Genomic DNA, 19753 nt, shown 5'->3' with positions numbered 1-19753 from the left:
ACCAACCGTGGCCGCTGCCTCTTTTTACCGGGCCGGCCATTTCTGTCATACGGTGTGGACCGGCGGTTCGGAATGCTCCAGATTCCAGTGAAGGGGCATGAAAAAGGACGCATCCCTAAGGATGCGCCCTGTGCAAATCATGCTAACGGAAAAAACTTATTCCTGGCCGCTGAAATCAGGCGTGAGAATCAGGAACTGATCACTGACATCCTTGCCCCTTCTCTTGGGAATGAAGGTGTCCTGAAGGTTGTCGTTGTCATCCAGTTCCAGAGTCTTGGCGCTCTGGGCGGTCGTGAAAATCAGAACCTTGCCGCGGAAGCTTTCCGGGTCAAAGCGGACGGCGTTGCCAGCCACGACGGTGCTGCCGTCTTCACCGGGGAGCACGGAAGTAACCATCAGGGGATATTCACCCACGGAGCTGCCAATGCCTACCTTCTTGTTATTGTCACCCTTGCGCATGACGTAGGAGAAGCCCACTTCACCGGGGGTCAGGGCCTTGCCGTCATAGATTTCACCGTCGGGAGTAACGGTGGAACCGCCGGAAGGAGTCTGCACCTTGGCGTAGAAGTTGCTTTCGGAAACGGACTCATTGCCCAGAAGCTGGCGGAAGTAGTCATTGGAGGTATCCCCCTGGAGCGCGCCCAGGCCGCTCATGTAATTGTGCTGCGCCACCACGCGGTCCGCGGTGATGTCATCGGGGAAGTTGCCCAGCTTGCTGTTGGACTTGAACTCGTTCATCGCCACACCCACGTTCTTCATGTTGGTCAGGGCCTGCATCTGGTCGCCCTTGTTGATCTGGTTCAGAATCGGACCGTACGCCACGGAAGCCAGCAGGGCGATAATGGCAATAACAACCAAAAGTTCGATCAGGGTGAACCCCCTGCGTAACTGGCGTGTTGCAAAAGATACTTTCATTGTTGGATATGATGGAATGTTTACAGTTTAAGAAAACCGTACGTGGTTATCTATGTTCGTCTCTACTATTAACGTGATTTCCCAGTCAGGACAAGCATATTCTCATAAAAATGTTGGGCCTGGAAGGGCGCCGGGATTCCTCCGCGGCCCCCGTTTGCCGGGAGCCGGAACAATCCCGCGCCATGGGAAATTCATGCCTGCCTGCCGCTGCCGAAAAAGGCGCTCAGCCCTTCCAGCGCGTCGGCGTCCGGCTTGTCCGCATCGGCGATCACCTGGCGCTGAAGCCCGGCAATCTCTTCCAGGCCCTTGCGGCCCAGTTCCAGCATCCGGCTCATCTGGTCCGCCGTAAACACGGCCTCCTCCCCGGAGCCCTGCACTTCCACAAACTCACCGCGGTCCGTCATCACCAGGTTCATATCCACCTCCGCATCCTTGTCCTCCACATAGCAAAGGTCCAGCAGGGCTTCCCCGCCCAGCATCCCCACGGAAACGGCGGAAACCAGCCTCTTCATGGGAGACTCCGCCAGCTTGCCTTGCGCCACCAGCTTGTTCACGGCAATGGCCAGGGCCACGGAAGCCCCGGTGATGGAAGCGGTCCGGGTGCCCCCGTCCGCCTGCAAAACATCGCAGTCCACCCAGATCGTGCGCTGCCCGATCTTGCCCAGGTCCACGGCAGCCCTCAGGGAGCGGCCTATCAGGCGCTGGATTTCGCTGGAACGTCCGTCCAGCTTCCCTGCCGTAATATCGCGCCGCTTGCGGTCAAGCGTGGAATAGGGGAGCATGGAATACTCCGCCGTCAGCCAGCCGCCCTCCACACGCTGAACCTTCATCCAGCGGGGGACATCCTCCTCAATCGTAACGGCGCAAATCACCTTGGTGCGGCCGAAGGTCACCAGCACGGAGGCCGTGGCATTCGGGGCAATCCCCGTTTCAAAGCTGATCGGGCGCAACTGGTCCACAAGTCGTTTATCCTGACGTTCCATGCGGGGAATCATGACGGATGCCGCCATTTTTTTCAAATGGAAAGATGGAATTCCCGCATCAAACCGCTAATATCCCTTCCATGAAACTCCCTCGCACCCGTGTGGCCGTCATTGACGTGGTGGCCCTTTCCCGCCAGATGATGGAACACATGCCGCGACTCTCCGCCTGGGCGGAGGGGAGGCGCGTTTCCTCCTTCCCCCCTGCCTTTCCGGCCCTCACCTGCTCCGCGCAGAGTACTTATGTGACGGGGCTTTCCCCGCGGGAGCACGCCATCCCCGGCAACGGATGGTACAACCGGAACATGAGTGAAATCCAGTTCTGGAAGCAATCCAACAAACTGGTGCAGGGACCGCGCCTCTGGGAAAAGCTGCGGGAACGGTACGGACCCGGCTTCACCTGCGCCAAGCTCTTCTGGTGGTACAACATGTACTCCACGGCGGACTGGACCATCACGCCGCGCCCCATGTACCCGGCGGACGGCCGCAAGGTCTTCGACATCTACACCCAGCCCATGGAACTCCGGGAGACCATTAAAAAAGACCTGGGGGAATTCCCCTTCCCCACCTTCTGGGGCCCCATGGCCGGCATCCAGTCCTCCCGATGGATAGCGGACTCCGCCCGGTGGGTGGAACGGAAACACCGCCCTGCCCTCAACCTCATCTACCTGCCCTACCTGGACTATGACCTTCAGAAATTCGGCCCTTCCTCAATGCAGGCGGCCCGGGCGGCGGAAGCCATGGACGGTTTGCTCTGCGACCTGGTCGACTTTCTGGAACAGGAAGGCGTCACCCCCGTTATCCTCAGTGAATACGGCATTTCCGACGTCTCCCGCAGCATTGCCCTCAACCGCCTCTTCCGTGAACGGGGCTGGATCGCCGTCAAACCGGAAATGGGTACGGAAATGCTGGACTGCGGCGCCTCCCGGGCCTTTGCTGTGGCGGACCATCAGACAGCCCATATTTACATCAACGACCCTTCCGTGAAGGAAGAGGTGAAAACGCTGCTCGCCGCCACCCCCGGAGTGGAGGAAACCAGGGAAACGGACTTCTCCGGCCTGAATCCTGCGGCGCAGGAACGCCTGCCGGACTTCACTGCCGTCGCGGCCCCGGATGCGTGGTTCACCTACTACTACTGGCTGGACGACGCCAGGGCCCCGGACTTCGCCCGCTGCGTAGACATCCATCGCAAGCCCGGCTACGATCCGGCGGAAATGTTCTTTGACCCGACCCTCTCCTTCCCCATGTTCCACGCCGCCGCCTTCCTGCTGAAAAAAAAGCTGGGCTTCCGCGCACTGATGAAAATCATTCCCCTCAACGGAGACCAGGTGAAAGGCTCCCATGGCAGGGACCGGGTACCCGCAAACCAGCAGCCCGTATTCATCGGCCCGGCATCCCTGCCGGAAATCCGTTCCGCGCAGGACGTGCATGAGGCCATCCTCTCCGCCTTTGAAAAAGAGTGACGGCAGGAAGCCTGCCTGTCAGCGGGCGTCCGGGCGGGGATCATATTCCAGGCCCGGAACCTCCCGGTAATGGACACCATCCCACAGGACGGGAATACAGCAGAAAAACCAGCTTCTCTGCCCGTTGTCCCCCTTCCAGTGGCCGAACACGCTGCGTATCAGTACGCGGTTCAATCCCTTGCGGAGCTTCACCTTCACGGGGGGACAGAAATACCCCTCCCAGGTCAGGGGGGCTTCTTCAATGCGGCCTTTTCCCCAATCCGTCCAGGGCAGGCTCCTGAACGGCCACCTGGGCGGATTCACGCGCTTTCCGTTCAGCCACACGTCCCCGCCGGAAAAATCCCAGCTCCCCTGCTCCGGAGCACGGGCACTGCGGTACCCGCCTGAATGCCCCCACATGCCGTTCAGGCCAACCATCAGCCACACTTCCTGATCCTTCGGGCTGCGGATGGAAGTCAGCGCATAGCAGGTTCCGCTGCCCTTTCCCACGTCCCCCGACATCAGCGTGGGCCAGTGGTCCAGCCGGTACTGGTTCCGGTGCATATTGAACATCGCAAAAAGGTGCCTGATATGCACGGCTCCACCGTAAACAGGCGTCTTCTTCCACTCCAGCGTCCTGTCCCCGTCCCGGTAGAAAGGCGCAATCTTGCGCTCCGGTTCAAAGGACGTGTCATTCTTACCCCGGTGGTCGAATGGCCCTATCAGGCTCCAGGCCATATCCGCCTGCTTCACGTACGCAAAGGGAACGTCCCGGAAAAACCGGTCACGGTGGGAAGCCAGCCGTTGTTCAAACTCCCGGAACTCCGCCCATCCGGCCGTTCCCCTGGGAGGGAGCTGCGCCATGTAATCCTTCCGCTTGGTGGCGCTCCCGCGCCAGACGCGCTCCGCAAACGTCAGTACGCAGGGGTAAAGGGGATACTGTTCCAGCACCCTCTTCTCACTGCTCAGGTTCCCGTCGCACCACACGGGCATGATGGCTCCCAACGCCTTCTCATCCCCCTGCGGCACCTCGCAGGGCTGCTGGAAAAACACTTGGTATACGCCGGACTGGGAATCAGCCCAGTCAATGTAAAAGCCATTGCTGTCAATGCGCTTCATTCCCTTGTCCATCCGGGCTCCGGCCTCGCTCTCGCCCCAGCACATCAGCACGGAATCCTTATCGTGCGGGCCACCCGGCGACCACACGATCACCTCCTTGCCCTTCCCGCGGATATACTCCGCCATGCGCGGAATAAAATCCTTCATCGTAATGTGCACCTCGTCGGACCCCATGTGAAAAAACCTTCCTGGAAACAGGGCAACGGTCTCGTCCACGACATCCTTCAGTATGGAAATGCCCTTCTCCGTCTGCATGCCGGTCTTCATGGCCTTGGCGAACGGCTGGCTGTGCCCCGGCATGTCGATCTCCGGAATCACCTGGATATTCAGCCGGGCGCAATAATCCGTCAGGTCCTTCAACTGTTCCTGCGTATAAAATTTGCCCGGTAACCGTGACTTCCAGTGAAAAGCGCGGTCTGTCAAAGCCGGATACTTCTTCACCTCCAGCCTCCACGCGGGATCATCCGTCAAATGCAGATGCAGCGTATTGATCTTGTAGCGGGAAACCCGGCGCATCAGCTCCTTGATAAACGCGGGAGACATGTAATAGCGCCCCACGTCCAGCATCATACCCCGCAGGGCGAAGGCGGGTTCGTCACTGATCTGCACGGACGGCATGAAAAAACCTTCCTTCTCTTTGGAAACCAGCTGCCGCAGCGTTTGCAGGGCATTGAAAAAACCGCCAAAGTCCCCTGCCCTGACAGTTGTCTTTTCCGGCGTGACGGACAGGACATACGCTTCTCCCTCAATTCCGGCGTCCAGGCTTAACTCCCATGTCAGGGAACCTTCCTCAAAAACATCCTTGCTCACGGCAGCCGGAATGCCGGATATCCTGAATACATCCTTCATTTCCCTCACCAGGTCATCTCTGCGGGGAACATCCCGGCCCAAATGTACATGAACGCTTTTAAAACGCGTGCTACCCTTACCCCTGACGACTTTGGAAGGATAGGGAATCAGCGCAGGGGAGGAAAACTCCGGCACAGGCGCAGTTACCACCTCCCCTGCCAGCAGCTCCCACGGGAAACAAACCAGCAGGGCAATAAAAAACCGTACAGGAATGCTGAAAACTCTGGACAAAAACATTCCTTATTTACGCCCTCCCGTCTCAATTCCTGTCAAAACAGGACTTCCGGAGCTGAAAACCTGTCCCTCTCCCCTGGTCTTTTAACACTACATGCCGGTTCCTCTACGCCGCCAGTTCACACCCTGAAACGAACGGGGAGGAAAGAGCTTCTTCCCCCATCTTCTTCCATCCGTCAAACTGCTACCGTGCTCAGCGCAGGCGTTCCATCAAGGCGTCAATGTCCATGGAATCCTGCCCATGGATCAGCTCGCCGAGAATGGGCGCGTCGGAAAACTCCTCCACCATGCTCCTGTTCGTCACGCAGGCCGTATCCCATTCATCCTTCACGTTATTAAACACAATGCCCAGGCATTCCAGGCCGCGCGCCTTGACCGCATTCAGCGTCAGCAGGGCATGATTGATGGCCCCCAGCTTGTTGCCGATCACCAGCAGCACGGGCAGCTTGAAATCCGCGGCCACGTCGCTGAAATTCCGGCCGGGGCCTATCGGGACTTCCCATCCCCCCACACCTTCCACCAGCACGCATTCATGCGCGGCGGCCAGGGCGTCATAGGCGCGGCGGATGGATCCTTCATCCACCTGCGTATTCTCCAGCCGGGCCGCCACATAAGGGCAGGTGGCGTTCTTCAGGAAAACGGGATTCAGCTCGTCCAGCGTCAGCCCCTCCGGTCCTGCCTCGCGCAGAAGACGGGCATCCTGCCTGTCTCCGCAGGCCACGGGCTTGAACCCGGCGGCATTGATGCCCGCTTCTCTCAGGGCCTTGACGATCAGGCAGCTCACATAAGTCTTACCGACTTCCGTATCGGTTCCGGTAACAATGAAATTCCTCATAACGGTAAATCTTCAGGGATGGGATCTTCTGATCTCCTCAAGCTGCCCACGGGAGGGCACGCCGTCGTTCGTGGTCACCCAGTGATTGATAAAAGACCAGATGATCACGGCCAGCACCAGGCAGAACAGCTTGGCCGGCCAGTTAAGCAATAGCAGTTTTTTCATTGGAAGGAGAAATATTCAATAGCTCTTCAAGGCGGCCCTTCAACTGTTCCGGCGTCAGGTTGCGCTCCAGCTTGCCGCCCACGGCCAGGGCAATCGCCCCCGTTTCCTCGGACACCACCACCACCACGCAGTCGCTCTCCTCGGACATGCCCACGCCCGCCCGGTGGCGCAGCCCCAGGGTACGGTCGCTCATCTCCTTCTGGGAAACCGGGAACACGCAGGCCGCCGCGGAAATGCGGTCGCCGGAAATCACCACGCCTCCGTCGTGCAGGGCGGTCTTGGTATGGAAAATCGTCAGAGCCAGTTCCGGAGAAAAAATGGCGTCCAGCTTCACGCCGGAATCCTCAATGGGCTTCATGCTGATGCTACGTTCAAAGGCGAACAGGGCGCCGAACCGCTGGTTGGAAAGCTTGCTCACCGCCTTGCAGAAATTGTCCAGAAAGTCAACCCGCTGAAGCTTGGCGAAGGAGGAGAAGAACGGATGGCTGCCCAGCTTCGCCAGCCCCACACGCAGCTCCGGCTGGAAAATCACCACCAGCGCCAGCGCCAGGCCGGGGGCGAAAATGCGCGTCAGGATCCATGAAATCACGTTCAACTGGAAGAAAAAGGCCAGCACCACCAAGGCCAGGAAACAGGCGAACAGCCCCACCATGATGCGCGCGCCGCGCGTTGCATGGAAAGCGCGGTAAATCTGGTACAGGAATACCCACAGGATGAAAATTTCAACGATTGCCCGGAGCGCATCCTTGATCATAATCCAGTCCCACATGCGCAACAAGCTACACAACAACCCGCATGATTGCAATACCGATCCTCTCCTTCCACGTTGCCGTTGGAGGCAGAAGAACAATACCGCCTGCGGCAGACGTAAATTCAGGAGCGCCCAGCACTTCCATTTTGTCTATCTCATGCAAGCATGCGATAGAGGACAGCCGGATATGAAACAGTTAATCCGCACCCCGCAAGGCGCTTTCAGAAATAATATCTCATGCTTGGAAAAGAGAAGACGGAAACTTCCGGAAAGCCACATACAATAACCATACAAACCCGCGTTTTCGAAATATACCGTACATGCGGTGAGTATTTCCCGCTCGACACAGGTTTGTTCTAGTGAATCCGAAAAACCGGATCATATCAAATACGACAGAAATAAATACTATTCATGAAAACATTACCTGATCTGCTCCGGCAAGAAGCAAAAGGAATTTCAGCATTGAAAGAAAAAATAGGAGAAAAACTTCAAACTACATCTTCATTCCCCATCCCGTCAGGATGCAGTTGCTATGGTTTTTATCTGGCAAAAGACGAACTTACGCCACCTTTCAACGACATAGATACACAAGGCATTAATATCGTGGTACATAAACCGGAACAAGAAATAACCTGCTATCCCATTCAACATGCGCGTGGAGAAAAAATATACGCCGTCAGCTTTGACTTCAGCGGATGCTTCATGGCCCTGTTTGAGCAAGAGGGTATCTTGTATGCTGCACATATCACCACATCCAGCGATGGAAAGGTGGACGGAAGAACAGCCTTTCAAAACCTTATTGGGAAAGAAGGAACAAATTATATTGTATATAATCCTTATAGCGGCATGAAAGACCACACGGCAGGAATTATGGAATTTACCGATTTTGACAACTTCCATTGCTATTCCTTTGGACAAAACAATCACCTTTTCATTGAAAAAAAGGTGGAAAAAAATGATGCCAATGCATTAACGAAATCCGTATCCCAAGGTAAACAAAGTGGATGCGCTATTCTCTAGGAATATAGGGCGGACTCTTCTGAATGCCGGACACCTCCTCATGGATATATGGTTCATCAGAAATCCCCCATTCAGAGTGATGCCCACTAGGAAGAAAAGGCTTCCATGACCCGCACATATGCTTTGCCACATTGAAATTGTCACGCCTGATGCGTATTGATATAAAGGGAGCATGAAACTCCGGGTTACCTCTCTCTGTTTTCCGCCCTGGCCATCCTCACCGTCTCCACGGGCTGCATCATTTCCCACTGCACCACCCCCGCGGCCGGCGGCGCTCCCGCCGCTGCCGTCCGCCCGGGGCTGGAGCAGGAACTGAAAAAGGACGTCCTCTACCTGGCCAAAACCTGCCACCCGCGCCCGGCGGGTTATGAAAAGAACCAGGCCAGGGCGGTCCAATACATCGCCCGGTCCCTGTCGGAATCGGGAGCCGCGGTCACGTACCAGCCTTTCACGGCGGACAAGCGCACCTTCGTCAACGTCAGCGCCGTTTTCCCCGGCAAATCCGCCAAAAGGGTCATCGTCGGCGCTCATTACGACACCTGCGGAAGCACCCCCGGAGCGGACGACAACGCCAGCGGCGTAGCCGGACTGCTGGCCCTGGGACGCATGCTCAAGGGCATCTCCCCCCATGACACCATTGAACTCATCGCGTATGCCAACGAGGAACCGCCCTACTTCGGCACGGAACAGATGGGCAGCGCGCAGCACGCCCAAAAACTTTATACGGAGCAGATAGGCGTGAAAGCCATGATCTGCCTGGAAATGATCGGCTACTTCTCGGACAGGGAAAACAGCCAGTCCTACCCCGCCGCGGGCATGGGCGCCCTGTACCCGGACAAGGGGGACTTCATCGCCATCGTCGGCAACTGGGACAGCGTCAGGCTGGCGCGGACAGTCCAGAAAAACATGCAGTCCTTCCTGCCTACCGTCCGCCTGAACCTGCCGGAAATCAAGGGCATGTGCATGGACTTCTCCGACCACCGCAACTTCTGGGCCAAAGACCTGCCCGCCGTCATGATTACGGACACTTCCTTCTTCCGGAACCCGAACTACCATCAGCCCGGAGACCTGCCGGAAACGCTGGACTACCGCCGCATGGCCCAAGTGGTCCGGGGCGTGCACCAGGCCGTCCTGCATTTGGCGGCGGACGGCAAATAAAAGGAGAGATAAAAAACTCGCAGGACCGGACGGCCTCAGACCGCCTGCCCGTCCATGATCGTGATGATGCGGTCCCCCCGGCGGGCCAGGTGTTCGTCATGCGTCACGATTACCAGCGTCTTGCGGGATTCGTCCGCCAGGCCGAACAAAAGGTCCAGCACCTCCGCGCCGTTCTTCCGGTCCAGGTTCCCGGTAGGTTCATCTGCAAAAATAATCGGGGCGTCATTCGCCAGGGCGCGGGCGATCGCCACGCGCTGCTGCTCCCCGCCGCTCAGCTCGCTGGGCAGATGGTTCAGGCGGTGGGACAGGCCCACGCGCGCCATCAGCTCCGTCACGTACTCCACGCGCGGCCTCCTTCCTATGGAGGAAGCCAGGCACGCGTTTTCCAGCGCCGTCAGCTCCGGCATCAGCAGGTAATTCTGGAAAATGAATCCCATGTTCCGGTTCCGGAACACGGACCGCGCCGTAGCGGACAAGGCGTAAATATCCGTGCCGTCAATCGTCACCTTTCCCTCCTGGGGCGTCTCCAGCCCGGCCAGCGTGTACATCAGCGTGGTCTTGCCGGCTCCGCTGGGACCGCACAGGAACACCTTCTCCCCGGCGGCAATGTGCAGGTCCACCCCGTGCAGGATCTCAATGGATTTCTTGCCGATGGAATAGCTGCGGTGGAGGTTGGCGGCGGTAATCACGGGCGCAGTATAAGGGAATCCGTGCCGGATTAAAGTTCTATATTGTCAATAAGACGCACGTCGCCAAAATAGACGGCGGCGGCCATCAGGGCCGGATTCCGGTTCTCCTCCAGCGGCTGCATCGTCTCCGCATCCACAATCTCCAGATAATCGATGCGCGTGCCGGGCACGGCCCCAATCATGGCGGCGGCATGTTCCTTCACCGTCCGGACATCCGTTCCGGCCCGGAACTCGTCCCTGGCCTGAAGCATGGCCTTCCGTATCACCACGGCCTGCTCTTTCTGTTCCGCCGTCAGCCGGGCGTTCCGGGAGGAATAGGCCAGGCCGTTCCCATGCCTCACAATCTCCGCCCCGTGGATGTGCACCGGGAAATCCAGGTCACGCACCATGCGGCGGATAATCGCCAGCTGCTGGTAATCCTTCTTGCCGAAAATGGCGTCCGTGGGCTGCACCAGGTTGAACAACTTGGCAAGCACCGTGCAGACGCCGGAAAAATGTCCGGGGCGGGACGCCCCGCACAGCGTAGCGGATAAAAAGCTCTCCTCCACGGTAATGCTGCGCTCCCCGGAATACATCTCCTCCGGGGAGGGGAAAACACGTAATCCACGCCCGCTCCCTCGCACACCTCCAAATCCTTTTCAGGGGTGCGGGGATAGGTCTGGAGGTCGGAGGAATTGTTGAACTGGATGGGATTGACGAAAATGCTGGCCACCACCACGCCGTCTTCTCCCGCCAGCTTGCGGGCCTGTTCCAGCAGGGCGCGGTGCCCGTCGTGAAGCGCTCCCATCGTGGGAACGAGAACCACGTGGTCATGCTTGCGGTGATGCTTGAGAAGGGCCGCCTTCAACTGGGCCTTGGTGGAAAATGTTTGCATGCGCCTAAAGTGGCCCCATGATGACAAAAGTTCAATCCTGAAATATAGCTAGAAGGTTGACGCATGCCGTTCCACATGTAAACTGGCAAAGTCAGAAGACGCTAAAAATTATGAGATTCTTCAAAACAGCATTATGTGTATCAGCTGCAATGGCATTAAGCGCCACTGCCAACGCCGAACTTAAAGTAGCAACGGTGGACGTGCAGAAACTCTTCGCCGACTACTATAAGACCCATGAAGCCCAGGCAGAAGTAGACAAGGCTGCCCAGACCGTGCAGGAAACCAACAACACCCGCGCGGAAACCATCAAGAAGATGGAAGCCGACTTCAACGACATGGTCAAACAGCTTCAGGATCCCATGCTGAATGAAAAGGACAAGAAGGAGCTGGAACAGAAAGCCCAGATCAAGCGTCAGGAAGTCATCGCGCTGGAACAGGAACGCCGCGGCTTCGTGGAACGCCAGCTCAAGTCCCTTCAGGAACAGATGAAGGTGCGCTCCACCAAGATCATGGGTGAAATCACCAAGATCACGGAAGGCATCGCCACCAAGGGCAACTATGACCTCATTCTGGACAAGAGCGCCCAGGCTCTCCGTTCCAACCAGGTCTTCGTGTACACGAAGCCCAGCATGGACATCACCCCCTCCGTGATGAAGGAACTCAACAAGGACGCTCCCAAGGGCTTTGACCCCACCAAGAAAAAGACCCCGGCCGTTCCTGCCGCTCCCGCGGCTCCGGCCAACTAACCCTTGACATTACCCCCGGGAAGGCGGAATCATACTCCCATGAAGCTTACACTTGAAGCCGTGGCCGCCCTCACCGGAGGGAAAATCCTTTCTGGCGACCCCGAACTGACTGTGTTCGGGGTCGCTTCCCTTCTCGACGCATCTCATGAGGAAGCCTCCTTCCTCGGCAACGAGAAATACTTCGAAGACTTTCTTCACACCTCTGCCGGAATCGTCCTGGTGCCTCCGGCCCTGCCCGCGTACCCGGAAAACGTCGCCTTTGTGGAAGTGGACAATCCTTCCATGGCATTCAACGCCCTGGTGAAATACTTCATGGCTTCCGCCTACCGGTTCACGCCCGGCATCCATCCCACAGCCATTATCGACCCCACGGCCACCTTCAATCCGGACAAAATCCATGTGGGCGCCTATACCTGCATCGGCGCCCATTGCGTAATTGGCGACGGCACGGACATCGGCAACGGCTGCGACATCGGGGACGGCGTCACGATAGGGGAAAACTGCCGCCTGCACGCCCATGTCATCATCCGGGAACGCTGCAAGCTCGGCAGCCGGGTGACCATCCAGCCGGGGGCCGTCATCGGTTCCGACGGCTTCGGCTTCCTGATGGGAGACAACGGCCGTTACGTGGGCATTGACCAGGTGGGCATCGTGGAGCTGGGGGACGACGTGGACGTAGGAGCCAACACCACCATTGACCGTGCCAGGTTCGGCCGCACCATCGTGGGGGAAGGCACCAAGATAGACAACCTCATCCAGCTCGGCCACAACGTCGTCGTCGGCAAGCATTGCGTGATTGTCGCCCAATCCGGAATCGCCGGCAGCACCCAAGTCGGCGACTATGCAACCATCGCCGCCCAGGTCGGCATCTCCGGACACCTTAAAATCGGCTCGAAATCCGTTCTGGGAGCCAAAACGGGAGTCATCTCGGACATCCCGGAAAACGTCGCCTACTGGGGTTTCCCGGCATCTCCGTTCAAGGACGCCAGCCGCCAGTACGCCGCGCTCAAAAAGCTCCCGGCCCTCATCAAGGAAGTCCACGCTCTTAAAAGGAACCTGGAATCCCCCGGCAAGTAACGGGCTTTCCCCTCGCCGGACGCAACCAGCTCATCTGTGTCTGCAAGGCGCAGCCCTCAGGCCTGCCCCGTCCCCCAGCGGCGGTGCAGGAACCGTTCCAGCGGGGAAAACAGAATCTTGTCAGACAGCAGGCCGATCACCACGATCACGAACATGATGCCCACCACCTGGTTCATCGCGTTCAACTCCCGGCCAAAGTGCAGAAGCTGGCCCAGGCCGAAGCCGGTCAGGATGGGAACGAAAATTTCCGCCGCCATCAGGGAACGCCACGCAAAGGCCCAGCCCTGCTTCATCCCGCTCACCACAAACGGGGCGGAGGCAGGCAACGTCACGTGAATCAGGCAATAAATGGGACCAGCGCCCATGGTGCGCGCTGCGCGGGCATAAATGGGCGGAACGTTCCTCATGCCGTTGGCCGTCGCCAGAATCACGGACCACAGCGTCCCCATGATCACCACGAACAGCATGGCCCCCTCCGTCTGGCCGAACCACAGGGTAGCCAGCGGAACCCAGCATACGCTCGGGAGGGCCTGGAACCCCAGGGAAACGAGGCCCAGGGTATTCTGCATGAGCTGGAAGCGGGAACACAGCATGCCCAGGGGAATCCCCATCACCAGGCCTATTCCATACCCCATCACCAGCCTCTTCACAGTAATCCATGAAGCTTCCTCCAGAGATCCGTCCAGGAAGGAGGAGCATAAATACTCCCACACCTCCAGCGGAGAGGGAAACAAATAGGGCTTCCAGACCTTCTGGTCGCTCAAATACTGCCACAACCAGATCACGAGAATGAAAAACACGAGCGAGCAGGCATGGGCTCCCCACTTGGACCATTTGTTCCTGTTCATGCCATGGCTCCTTTCAAATCACGGGTGATGCGGGATGACAACTGCGCCAGATCGCGGCTGTTGATATCCCTGGGATGGGGGAGGTCCACGAAATACTCCTCACAGACCCGGCCCGGATGCGGAGTAAACAGCACCACGCGGTCCCCCAGGCACACGGCCTCGCGCATATTGTGCGTGACGAAAATGATCGTCATGCCGCAACGGAAATGGATATCCTGAATATCCTGGTAAAGCTGTTCGCGGGTCATGGCGTCCAGGGCGGCAAAAGGTTCGTCCATCAGCAGGATGCGGGGGCTGGTAGCCAGGGCGCGGGCAAGCGCCACGCGCTGCTTCATCCCACCGGAAAGTTCATGAATATGGGAATGCGCGCATTCCTTCAGCCCTACCAGCTCCAGATTCTTCTCCGCAATGGCGAGCCGGTCCCCCCGCGTCAGGCCGGGCGTCAGCTTCAGGCCGAACATTACGTTCCCCATCACGTCCAGCCACGGAAACAGGGCGGACTCCTGGAACATCACGGTGCGGTCCCGTCCGGGCCCCGTCACGGGAACCCCGTCCAGCTCAACCACCCCGGAAGTGGGAAATTCCAGCCCGGCGATGATATTCAGCAGGGAAGTCTTTCCGCAGCCGCTGGCCCCCACCAGGCAGACGAACTCGCCGCCCCTGATATTCAAATTGATGCCCTCCAGCGCCACCACCTTTCCGCGCCGCCCGTCAAACACCTTGCTCACTCCGGCAATGCGGAGCTTGCACCCTCCGGGGCCGCAATGTTCTTCACCCACAATCATCTTCCGGCAGCCTCCTTCACCATGGTCAACTGTTCCTCCGCCGCCTCCGGCACCACCAGGCCGCCCACGTCCGGAACCTCTTTCATGAAACCGGCCTCATGGGCGTCCCGCACAAACTGCTGGAGCTTGGGAATGGAAATCCTGTCCTTCATGACGATGCTCTTCCAGGCCTCCGCAATCAACGCCGGGTCTATCCTGGAATGGGTCAGCTCCTCCAGTTCCTTGACCACGATCGCCCGGGCCTCCTCCGGATGCTGCCTTATCCATTCATTCAGCTCTTCATGCGCCTGCACCAGGGCCTTCGCCACCTCCGGCTTCTCCTTGAGGAAATCCGCTCCGCATACCAGCACGGTGGCGATGGACTCCTTCTCGTCCACCAGCACCTTTCCCCCCGCCGTCATCACCAGGCGGCTCACCCACGGCTCCACCGTCCACACGCCGTCCAGCTTGCCCTGCCGGAACAGGCTGAGCTGCTCCGGATTGGGGGTGGGCAGAATCGTCACGTCCCCGCCGCGCTGCGTCACGTGCAGGCCGCCGCGGGAAAACCAGGCGCGGGCGGAAACATCCTGCGTATTCCCCAGCTGGGGAGTGGCGATCACTTTGCCGCGGAAATCAGCAGGCTCCTTCAGGGTGGAATCCTCCGGAACCACCAGGGCGGCGCCTCCTTCCACGGCCCCGGCAATCATCCTGATATCATCCCCGCGGGAACGCACAAACGCATTGATGGCCGGGCTTGGTCCCACGTAAGCCAGTTCAATGGAGCGGGCAAACACGGCCTCCATGGCGCTGGGCCCCGCATTGTACACGTACCAGTTGATCCTGACGTCCTTTCCGGTGGCCTCCTTGAGCCGTTCCTCAAACCACCCCTTCCCCTGCCGGGAAAAATGGTGTGCCACCAGGCCCTGCACATGCGTCACGTTGGGAAAATGGCCGAAGTTCAATTCAATGACGTTCGGATCATCCTTCTCCTTCTTTCCGCAGGAAACAGCCAGCAGGCAGAAAAACAGGGCCGGTAAAATCGTCAGGAATCTGGAATGGGACATAATCAAAAGGAATGAGTTACTGGGGCACAGCCATTTTTCCGCGCCCTTTCAGGCACCGACTAGCAGAAGAAGCCGCCCGCGGCAAGAATCCGATGGCAACAACTTTGTCACAATGTGGACAGCAGGAATGCCCATTTTGTTGAAAAACAATCCCGGTTCCGGACCTGAACCGGGCTTTATTGACAAAGCCGCCTATTCCCGTTACAAAAGGCTCCATTCCCAACCCGCCATGCAGTACCCCTCCAACCAGCCCCATTCCGGAGCATGGCTGGGCCTTCCTCCGGATGAGGAACGCCCGGTGGGCCGGGGCGCCAGGTACCGCTGCATTCTCCTGATGCTCCTGTACTGGGCTCTTCTTTCCGCCGTTCCGCAGGGCGCGGACCGCTACGCTGAAATAGGCACCGTCCTCCCCGCCTGGATGGGAGCGCTGGAACTGACGCCTTTCCTGCTGGTGCCCGCTTTCCTGTTCCTGGCGGTGCGTACGGGCGCCCAATGGAGGGCCCTGATGATCGCCGTTTATGCGGGACTGCTCCTGAACCTGCTGATGAACCTGGCGCTTCCCGCGGGAGCCATGTGGGGCGACCTCCCCGCAGCCGGCCCCTACGGCACGCTTGTCTGGCCCGGCGGGGACCACCGGGAATGGCTGGTCACGCTGCCCCGTTTCCCGCAGCTATGGGCCCTCGTCATCTACGTCTTCCTCTCCGGCAACGGAGCTCCGCCCCTGCTCCGCCTGCTGGCCCTGGGCTGGTGGTTTCTGCTCTGCGTGGCCCCTGTGAACACGGGCATGGTGGGGTATGCGGACATCCTGGGTCCGCTGGTCATCATCGCCCTCGTCCTCGGCTGCATGCACCTGGCGGAAAAACGCGCCTCCCGGCAAACCAGGAACTGAAAAAAGCCGGGGCGGCCATTCCATGGAGGAAACAGCCGCCCCAGGGTCAACGGGCATCGCCCCGCGGAAGACTGCCGCATGCGGCAGCCCCCGGCGGAACCCGTTACTTCCAGATCACTTCAAAAATATTCACGGAGCTTCCCTTCTTCCCGGTCAGGCCAAGGGCCTTCACCGGCTTCTTGACGGACTTCAGGCTGAACGTATTCACCTTCCTGCCCTTGGCCAAATTGCCCACGGGAACCCACCGTCCGTCGGCCCCGCAGGCCAGCACGGAAGCTTCCTTACCGTCGGACAGGACAATGGCGGAATTCGCACGGGGGGAATCACAGGGAATCTCCACCTTCTCCGGAGACAGCTCCACCGGGAGGAACGTAGCCAGGTTGAAATCCCCGGCGGCTCCGTTGTCGGCAGACTTTCCTCCCTTGTTGGCAAGATTCAGCTTGAACTCTTCCAGGGTCACCTCCTGTGGGGAGGATCCGGCGTTCAACAGCCTGATGCCTTTGATCACGCCGCCAATCTCCGCAGAACCGTCCGCCTTCAACGGAACCTCCGTCCAGGACTTTCCGTCCATGGAAATGTACAATTTGGCCCACTTCATGTCCGGCGTCTTCAAATTGACGGAGGCGGACTCCACGGATGCTCCCGCCGGAATTTGAAGCCCCAGGGACTTCTTCGGCGGCAGGGGATGCACCTCCATGATGCGCTTCAGGGAAATATCCTTGTCCCCGGCTTCAACCACAGCAGTCTTGAACGCCGGAGCGTCCGTCAGCACGGAAGGAGCGGCGGGGGCATTCACCTTGAAATCCCGGATGGCCGTCCACACGTCGGACTTCCCGCCCGGAACACCCTGCGCCGTAGCACGGTAGCGTACAAAACGGCCCTTCTTGCCATTTCCCTGGTACTCCACGCGAAGCCCGCTGGACTCCGGCATCAGGGGCGACCAGGACTGCCCGTCCATGGATACCTCAAGCTGGCCCTTGTTCACGGCATCCGTATCGGAATCATTGCGGCCCATCACGATGGAAACGGTGCGTATCTCCCGCGGAGCGCCCAGGTCCACGCCGAAAAAGTCGCCCTTCTTCTGGACCTCCTTGCAATAATAGAAGGACTCGGGATCGTCATCCAGCATCTTCTCAATCCCTCCCTTGGACTTGGTGGAAACATAAGGCTTCACACGGCCAACGGCCTGTCCGCTCACACGGGAAAGCACGGGGTGGACCCCATGTCCAGCAGCTCCCGCACGGCAGGGGCCATCACCAGTTCGGACGGCTTGACGGCGGTCTGCCACGGGGAATTTTTCTTGGTCACCTCCGTCACGTGCTTGTTGATGGCCTTGCTGATCTCCTTGCTGTAACGCTGCATCTCGGCAAGCAGGCAGGCGGCCTCCATGGCGTAATTCAGCGCTCCGGAGGCATTTCCCGCCTCCGTGGCCTCAATCATCTGCATGCTGTTCATTCCAGCTTTGCCCAGGGACTCGAACTGGATGAGCCACGGCTCTACCTCTGCGACGAAAGCGGGATTGTTCGATTTCGCCCGGATCATGTCCGGAGCCTGGGCCATCTTCGCAAACTCGGCCTTCAGGCGGTCAAACGCCTTGCTTTCAGACACCTTGGCGCCGCGGCGGCACAATTCCAGCACCTGCTCCACCACGGGGGCAATCTCTACGGACTCCTCCTTGCGGTAATTGTGCCCGCTGGGCCCCCCGTCGCTGTTATGGTCGGCAAACGTCTGCATGGCGGAGGCACAGCCGGGGAACAAAATCCGGATGCTGTCCTTCCATGTCTTGTCGGAATCATAGGCCTTGGCATTCCAGGTCATGTTAGCCACGCTGAACAGGGAAATCTTGGAGGCCTCCGGCTTGTCCATCGGATTGGAAGCAAACCCCTGCATGAACGGCATCGCGTCCGCATCCACGCCATAGGTGCGCCCCAGGAACAGGGCGTGGCGCACGTAATCCGTCACCGGGAAATTCCACCAGATGAACGCCGGCCGCTGCAAATACTTGTTGATCCCCTTCAAGGCCGGGGTCCGGATATCGCTCACGATGCTGGACCCGGTCCACATGATGCCGATGTCCTTGTCCAGATGTTCCCCCATCACCTCGTGGTAGCGGCCACCTCCGCCGGAATACGCCGTGGGGCACACGATCAGCGGAGTCACGTCTGGCTTCTTGTGGATAAACTCCTTGTTCAGGTAATTCAGGAACTCCACCTGGCCTTCCGGTTTGGCGCCCTCCCCGCCGATGTCGTCAAAAAACACGGCAAAGGAGCGGAACCCCAGGTCATACATCATCTCAAACTTCTTCACGGCGGCTTTCCGGTCCGCCTCCCCCCAGTGAATGTCCGCTCCGGGGTGCACCGCCCAGACAAAATTCACCTTGTTCTGCTTCGCGACCTTCACCAGCTCTTTCAGGTCCTTCGCCATGTCCGCGGGATACGGCTCGCGCCAACGCTTGGAAAAACCGTGGAACACGTCGTCCTTCGGGCCGTAGATGTAAGTATTCATCTTGTACTTCCCGTAAAACTTGAACTGGCTGATGCGTCCTTCCTGCCCCCAGGGCAGGCCGTAAAAGCCTTCAATGGTGCCGCGGAAGGGAACGTCCGGCCAGTCCAGAACCTCCACCACAGGCACCGTTACGCCGGAAGGAGTCTTCTCCGCCAGTTGAAGCAGCGTCTGGGCCGCGTAAAACAGGCCTTCGTCGTCATAGCCCGTCATCCGGATGCCCTGCTGCGTGACGCTCAGGGAATAAGCCCCGGCCTTCTGCGGAACATTCCCGGCGGCCTTTTTGCTTCCCTTGATGATGGACATCTGCACGGGCAGCCCGTTCGGAGCGATGGAAAACATGCTCTTCAGCGCATTCACGGTAGGTTCGTCCCGCGCTCCCGACAGCTTCAGGGCCGGAACCGTCACGGAACCGCCGCTCCTGGTCATCTTCTGCGGGATGGGATACACCGGCATCTTGGCCGTTTTTTTGGCGCGGGAGGCCGCAGGCGCGGAGGAAGAGGCCGGAGAAGAGGACTGGGCGAACACCGGAAGGGCAAGGCCGGCTCCCAGCGCCGTAACCGCCATCATGGATCGGAAGGAAATCAAGTTCATATGTGCAAAAGTAAAAAGCCTGTACAGGACAAGTCCACGAAACTACGGACCAATCGCCCCACTTCTAACAGGGCGCTCCCCGTATGTCAAATTACTTCGCCCCATTCGGGAAGTTGCCTCTTCCGGGGATAAGTCATTCAGGAATCCGGTTGTTCCCGCAAACACCGCCGGATTCCCAACCCGGCTCTCCGTTTCCCTCCTTCATGCCCGGTTCCACATCGCGACGGCCGCCGCTGGA

19 protein-coding genes and 1 pseudogene are annotated in these 19753 nt (G+C 58.9%); 6 read left to right on the top strand and 14 right to left on the bottom strand.

The genetic code is table 11. The annotated features are described in order from the left end of the window. Nucleotides 1-156: 156 nt before the first annotated feature. Both PVA48_RS08795 and rph read right to left on the bottom strand, forming a co-directional pair. Nucleotides 157-915: a type II secretion system protein gene (locus PVA48_RS08795; RefSeq protein WP_022396552.1), complete on the bottom strand. Its 759-nt coding sequence runs from the start codon at nucleotides 913-915 to the stop codon at nucleotides 157-159. Between the two features lie 191 nt (nucleotides 916-1106). Beyond that, complete coding sequence (gene rph / locus PVA48_RS08790) at nucleotides 1107-1898, bottom strand: ribonuclease PH (protein ID WP_251828029.1); 792 nt, start codon at nucleotides 1896-1898, stop codon at nucleotides 1107-1109. A gap of 80 nt (nucleotides 1899-1978) precedes the next feature. On the opposite strand from rph, the gene PVA48_RS08785 reads away from it, so the two are divergent. Beyond that, a complete protein-coding gene (locus PVA48_RS08785; protein ID WP_249853118.1) occupies nucleotides 1979-3358 on the top strand; it encodes an alkaline phosphatase family protein in 1380 nt (459 codons plus the stop codon). 18 nt (nucleotides 3359-3376) lie between these two features. On the opposite strand, the gene PVA48_RS08780 is transcribed toward PVA48_RS08785, so the two are convergent. The 4 genes from PVA48_RS08780 to cdaA all read right to left on the bottom strand — a co-directional run bounded on the left by PVA48_RS08780 (nucleotide 3377) and on the right by cdaA (nucleotide 7308). Continuing rightward, nucleotides 3377-5542 carry a family 20 glycosylhydrolase gene (locus tag PVA48_RS08780; protein WP_423231603.1) on the bottom strand — a complete coding sequence of 722 codons (2166 nt, stop codon included), beginning with the start codon at nucleotides 5540-5542 and terminating at the stop codon, nucleotides 3377-3379. Nucleotides 5543-5732: 190 nt separating this feature from the next. Next, the gene (bioD, locus tag PVA48_RS08775; protein WP_102728451.1) at nucleotides 5733-6374 is read right to left on the bottom strand and encodes a dethiobiotin synthase; all 642 of its coding nucleotides are present in this window, start codon (nucleotides 6372-6374) and stop codon (nucleotides 5733-5735) included. A gap of 12 nt (nucleotides 6375-6386) precedes the next feature. After that, nucleotides 6387-6539, bottom strand: coding sequence for a hypothetical protein (locus tag PVA48_RS08770; protein ID WP_012419453.1), 153 nt, complete (start codon nucleotides 6537-6539; stop codon nucleotides 6387-6389). After that, nucleotides 6517-7308, bottom strand: a complete 792-nt coding sequence (cdaA, locus tag PVA48_RS08765) for a diadenylate cyclase CdaA (protein WP_022396547.1) — start codon at nucleotides 7306-7308, stop codon at nucleotides 6517-6519. Before cdaA ends, PVA48_RS08770 begins: the two co-directional genes overlap by 23 nt. A 393-nt stretch (nucleotides 7309-7701) precedes the next feature. Between cdaA and PVA48_RS08760 the strand changes: the two genes are divergently transcribed. Then, nucleotides 7702-8310, top strand: a complete 609-nt coding sequence (locus tag PVA48_RS08760) for a hypothetical protein (protein ID WP_146021129.1) — start codon at nucleotides 7702-7704, stop codon at nucleotides 8308-8310. Between the two features lie 365 nt (nucleotides 8311-8675). Here the strand turns inward: PVA48_RS08760 and PVA48_RS08755 are convergent, their stop codons facing one another. Further along, entirely contained in the window at nucleotides 8676-8828 is a 153-nt protein-coding gene (locus tag PVA48_RS08755; protein ID WP_417001613.1) for a hypothetical protein, read from the bottom strand. Between PVA48_RS08755 and PVA48_RS08750 the strand changes: the two genes are divergently transcribed. After that, nucleotides 8827-9468 carry a M28 family peptidase gene (locus PVA48_RS08750; protein WP_423232510.1) on the top strand — a complete coding sequence of 214 codons (642 nt, stop codon included), beginning with the start codon at nucleotides 8827-8829 and terminating at the stop codon, nucleotides 9466-9468. The two genes, PVA48_RS08755 and PVA48_RS08750, sit on opposite strands and share 2 nt — an antisense overlap. Nucleotides 9469-9503: 35 nt before the next feature. Here the strand turns inward: PVA48_RS08750 and PVA48_RS08745 are convergent, their stop codons facing one another. After that, nucleotides 9504-10157: an ABC transporter ATP-binding protein gene (locus PVA48_RS08745; RefSeq protein WP_022396544.1), complete on the bottom strand. Its 654-nt coding sequence runs from the start codon at nucleotides 10155-10157 to the stop codon at nucleotides 9504-9506. 29 nt (nucleotides 10158-10186) lie between these two features. Further along, nucleotides 10187-11031 (bottom strand): annotated as a pseudogene (panC, locus tag PVA48_RS08740) (pantoate--beta-alanine ligase). Nucleotides 11032-11180: 149 nt separating this feature from the next. On the opposite strand from panC, the gene PVA48_RS08735 reads away from it, so the two are divergent. Together PVA48_RS08735 and lpxD are read left to right on the top strand one after the other, a co-directional pair. Further along, nucleotides 11181-11777 carry an OmpH family outer membrane protein gene (locus PVA48_RS08735; RefSeq protein ID WP_022396542.1) on the top strand — a complete coding sequence of 199 codons (597 nt, stop codon included), beginning with the start codon at nucleotides 11181-11183 and terminating at the stop codon, nucleotides 11775-11777. A gap of 39 nt (nucleotides 11778-11816) precedes the next feature. Continuing rightward, nucleotides 11817-12854, top strand: a complete 1038-nt coding sequence (lpxD, locus tag PVA48_RS08730) for a UDP-3-O-(3-hydroxymyristoyl)glucosamine N-acyltransferase (protein ID WP_102721935.1) — start codon at nucleotides 11817-11819, stop codon at nucleotides 12852-12854. A 56-nt stretch (nucleotides 12855-12910) separates the two neighbouring features. Here lpxD and PVA48_RS08725 read toward each other — a convergent pair whose 3' ends face one another. Genes PVA48_RS08725 through PVA48_RS08715 form a run of 3 tightly spaced genes read right to left on the bottom strand, consistent with a single transcriptional unit; the run spans nucleotide 12911 to nucleotide 15530 of the window. Then, on the bottom strand, nucleotides 12911-13702 hold the full coding sequence (locus PVA48_RS08725; RefSeq protein WP_022396540.1) for an ABC transporter permease: 792 nt from the start codon (nucleotides 13700-13702) through the stop codon (nucleotides 12911-12913). Then, nucleotides 13699-14487, bottom strand: coding sequence for an ABC transporter ATP-binding protein (locus tag PVA48_RS08720; RefSeq protein ID WP_102721936.1), 789 nt, complete (start codon nucleotides 14485-14487; stop codon nucleotides 13699-13701). The genes PVA48_RS08725 and PVA48_RS08720 overlap by 4 nt, the downstream gene beginning before the upstream one ends. Continuing rightward, nucleotides 14484-15530 carry an ABC transporter substrate-binding protein gene (locus PVA48_RS08715; RefSeq protein WP_102721937.1) on the bottom strand — a complete coding sequence of 349 codons (1047 nt, stop codon included), beginning with the start codon at nucleotides 15528-15530 and terminating at the stop codon, nucleotides 14484-14486. The genes PVA48_RS08720 and PVA48_RS08715 overlap by 4 nt, the downstream gene beginning before the upstream one ends. 229 nt (nucleotides 15531-15759) lie before the next feature. On the opposite strand from PVA48_RS08715, the gene PVA48_RS08710 reads away from it, so the two are divergent. Then, on the top strand, nucleotides 15760-16419 hold the full coding sequence (locus PVA48_RS08710) for a hypothetical protein (protein ID WP_146019193.1): 660 nt from the start codon (nucleotides 15760-15762) through the stop codon (nucleotides 16417-16419). A 103-nt stretch (nucleotides 16420-16522) separates the two neighbouring features. Here the strand turns inward: PVA48_RS08710 and PVA48_RS08705 are convergent, their stop codons facing one another. Both PVA48_RS08705 and PVA48_RS08700 read right to left on the bottom strand, forming a co-directional pair. Beyond that, nucleotides 16523-17617, bottom strand: coding sequence for a discoidin domain-containing protein (locus PVA48_RS08705; protein ID WP_423231602.1), 1095 nt, complete (start codon nucleotides 17615-17617; stop codon nucleotides 16523-16525). Beyond that, nucleotides 17614-19515, bottom strand: coding sequence for a beta-N-acetylglucosaminidase domain-containing protein (locus tag PVA48_RS08700; protein ID WP_423231601.1), 1902 nt, complete (start codon nucleotides 19513-19515; stop codon nucleotides 17614-17616). The genes PVA48_RS08705 and PVA48_RS08700 overlap by 4 nt, the downstream gene beginning before the upstream one ends. Nucleotides 19516-19753 lie beyond the last annotated feature (238 nt).

Origin of the sequence: Akkermansia sp. JRP_AM1 (assembly GCF_049262625.1) — a bacterium.
GTDB lineage: Bacteria > Verrucomicrobiota > Verrucomicrobiia > Verrucomicrobiales > Akkermansiaceae > Akkermansia > Akkermansia massiliensis.
This window is presented reverse-complemented; position numbering and strand designations above follow the sequence as displayed.

Bases quoted from the DNA above. Each gene is read 5' to 3' on its own strand.
- PVA48_RS08710 (WP_146019193.1), top strand. From the start codon at position 15,760: ATGCAGTACCCCTCCAACCAGCCCCATTCCGGAGCATGGCTGGGCCTT.
- rph (WP_251828029.1), bottom strand. From the start codon at position 1,898: ATGGAACGTCAGGATAAACGACTTGTGGACCAGTTGCGCCCGATCAGC.
- bioD (WP_102728451.1), bottom strand. From the start codon at position 6,374: ATGAGGAATTTCATTGTTACCGGAACCGATACGGAAGTCGGTAAGACT.
- PVA48_RS08725 (WP_022396540.1), bottom strand. From the start codon at position 13,702: ATGAACAGGAACAAATGGTCCAAGTGGGGAGCCCATGCCTGCTCGCTC.
- cdaA (WP_022396547.1), bottom strand. From the start codon at position 7,308: ATGTGGGACTGGATTATGATCAAGGATGCGCTCCGGGCAATCGTTGAA.
- PVA48_RS08700 (WP_423231601.1), bottom strand. From the start codon at position 19,515: ATGAACTTGATTTCCTTCCGATCCATGATGGCGGTTACGGCGCTGGGA.
- PVA48_RS08760 (WP_146021129.1), top strand. From the start codon at position 7,702: ATGAAAACATTACCTGATCTGCTCCGGCAAGAAGCAAAAGGAATTTCA.
- PVA48_RS08755 (WP_417001613.1), bottom strand. From the start codon at position 8,828: ATGACCCTTTTGGCGGATTTGCCGGGGAAAACGGCGCTGACGTTGACG.
- PVA48_RS08715 (WP_102721937.1), bottom strand. From the start codon at position 15,530: ATGTCCCATTCCAGATTCCTGACGATTTTACCGGCCCTGTTTTTCTGC.
- PVA48_RS08785 (WP_249853118.1), top strand. From the start codon at position 1,979: ATGAAACTCCCTCGCACCCGTGTGGCCGTCATTGACGTGGTGGCCCTT.
- PVA48_RS08720 (WP_102721936.1), bottom strand. From the start codon at position 14,487: ATGATTGTGGGTGAAGAACATTGCGGCCCCGGAGGGTGCAAGCTCCGC.
- PVA48_RS08735 (WP_022396542.1), top strand. From the start codon at position 11,181: ATGGCATTAAGCGCCACTGCCAACGCCGAACTTAAAGTAGCAACGGTG.
- PVA48_RS08795 (WP_022396552.1), bottom strand. From the start codon at position 915: ATGAAAGTATCTTTTGCAACACGCCAGTTACGCAGGGGGTTCACCCTG.
- lpxD (WP_102721935.1), top strand. From the start codon at position 11,817: ATGAAGCTTACACTTGAAGCCGTGGCCGCCCTCACCGGAGGGAAAATC.
- PVA48_RS08780 (WP_423231603.1), bottom strand. From the start codon at position 5,542: ATGTTTTTGTCCAGAGTTTTCAGCATTCCTGTACGGTTTTTTATTGCC.
- PVA48_RS08770 (WP_012419453.1), bottom strand. From the start codon at position 6,539: ATGAAAAAACTGCTATTGCTTAACTGGCCGGCCAAGCTGTTCTGCCTG.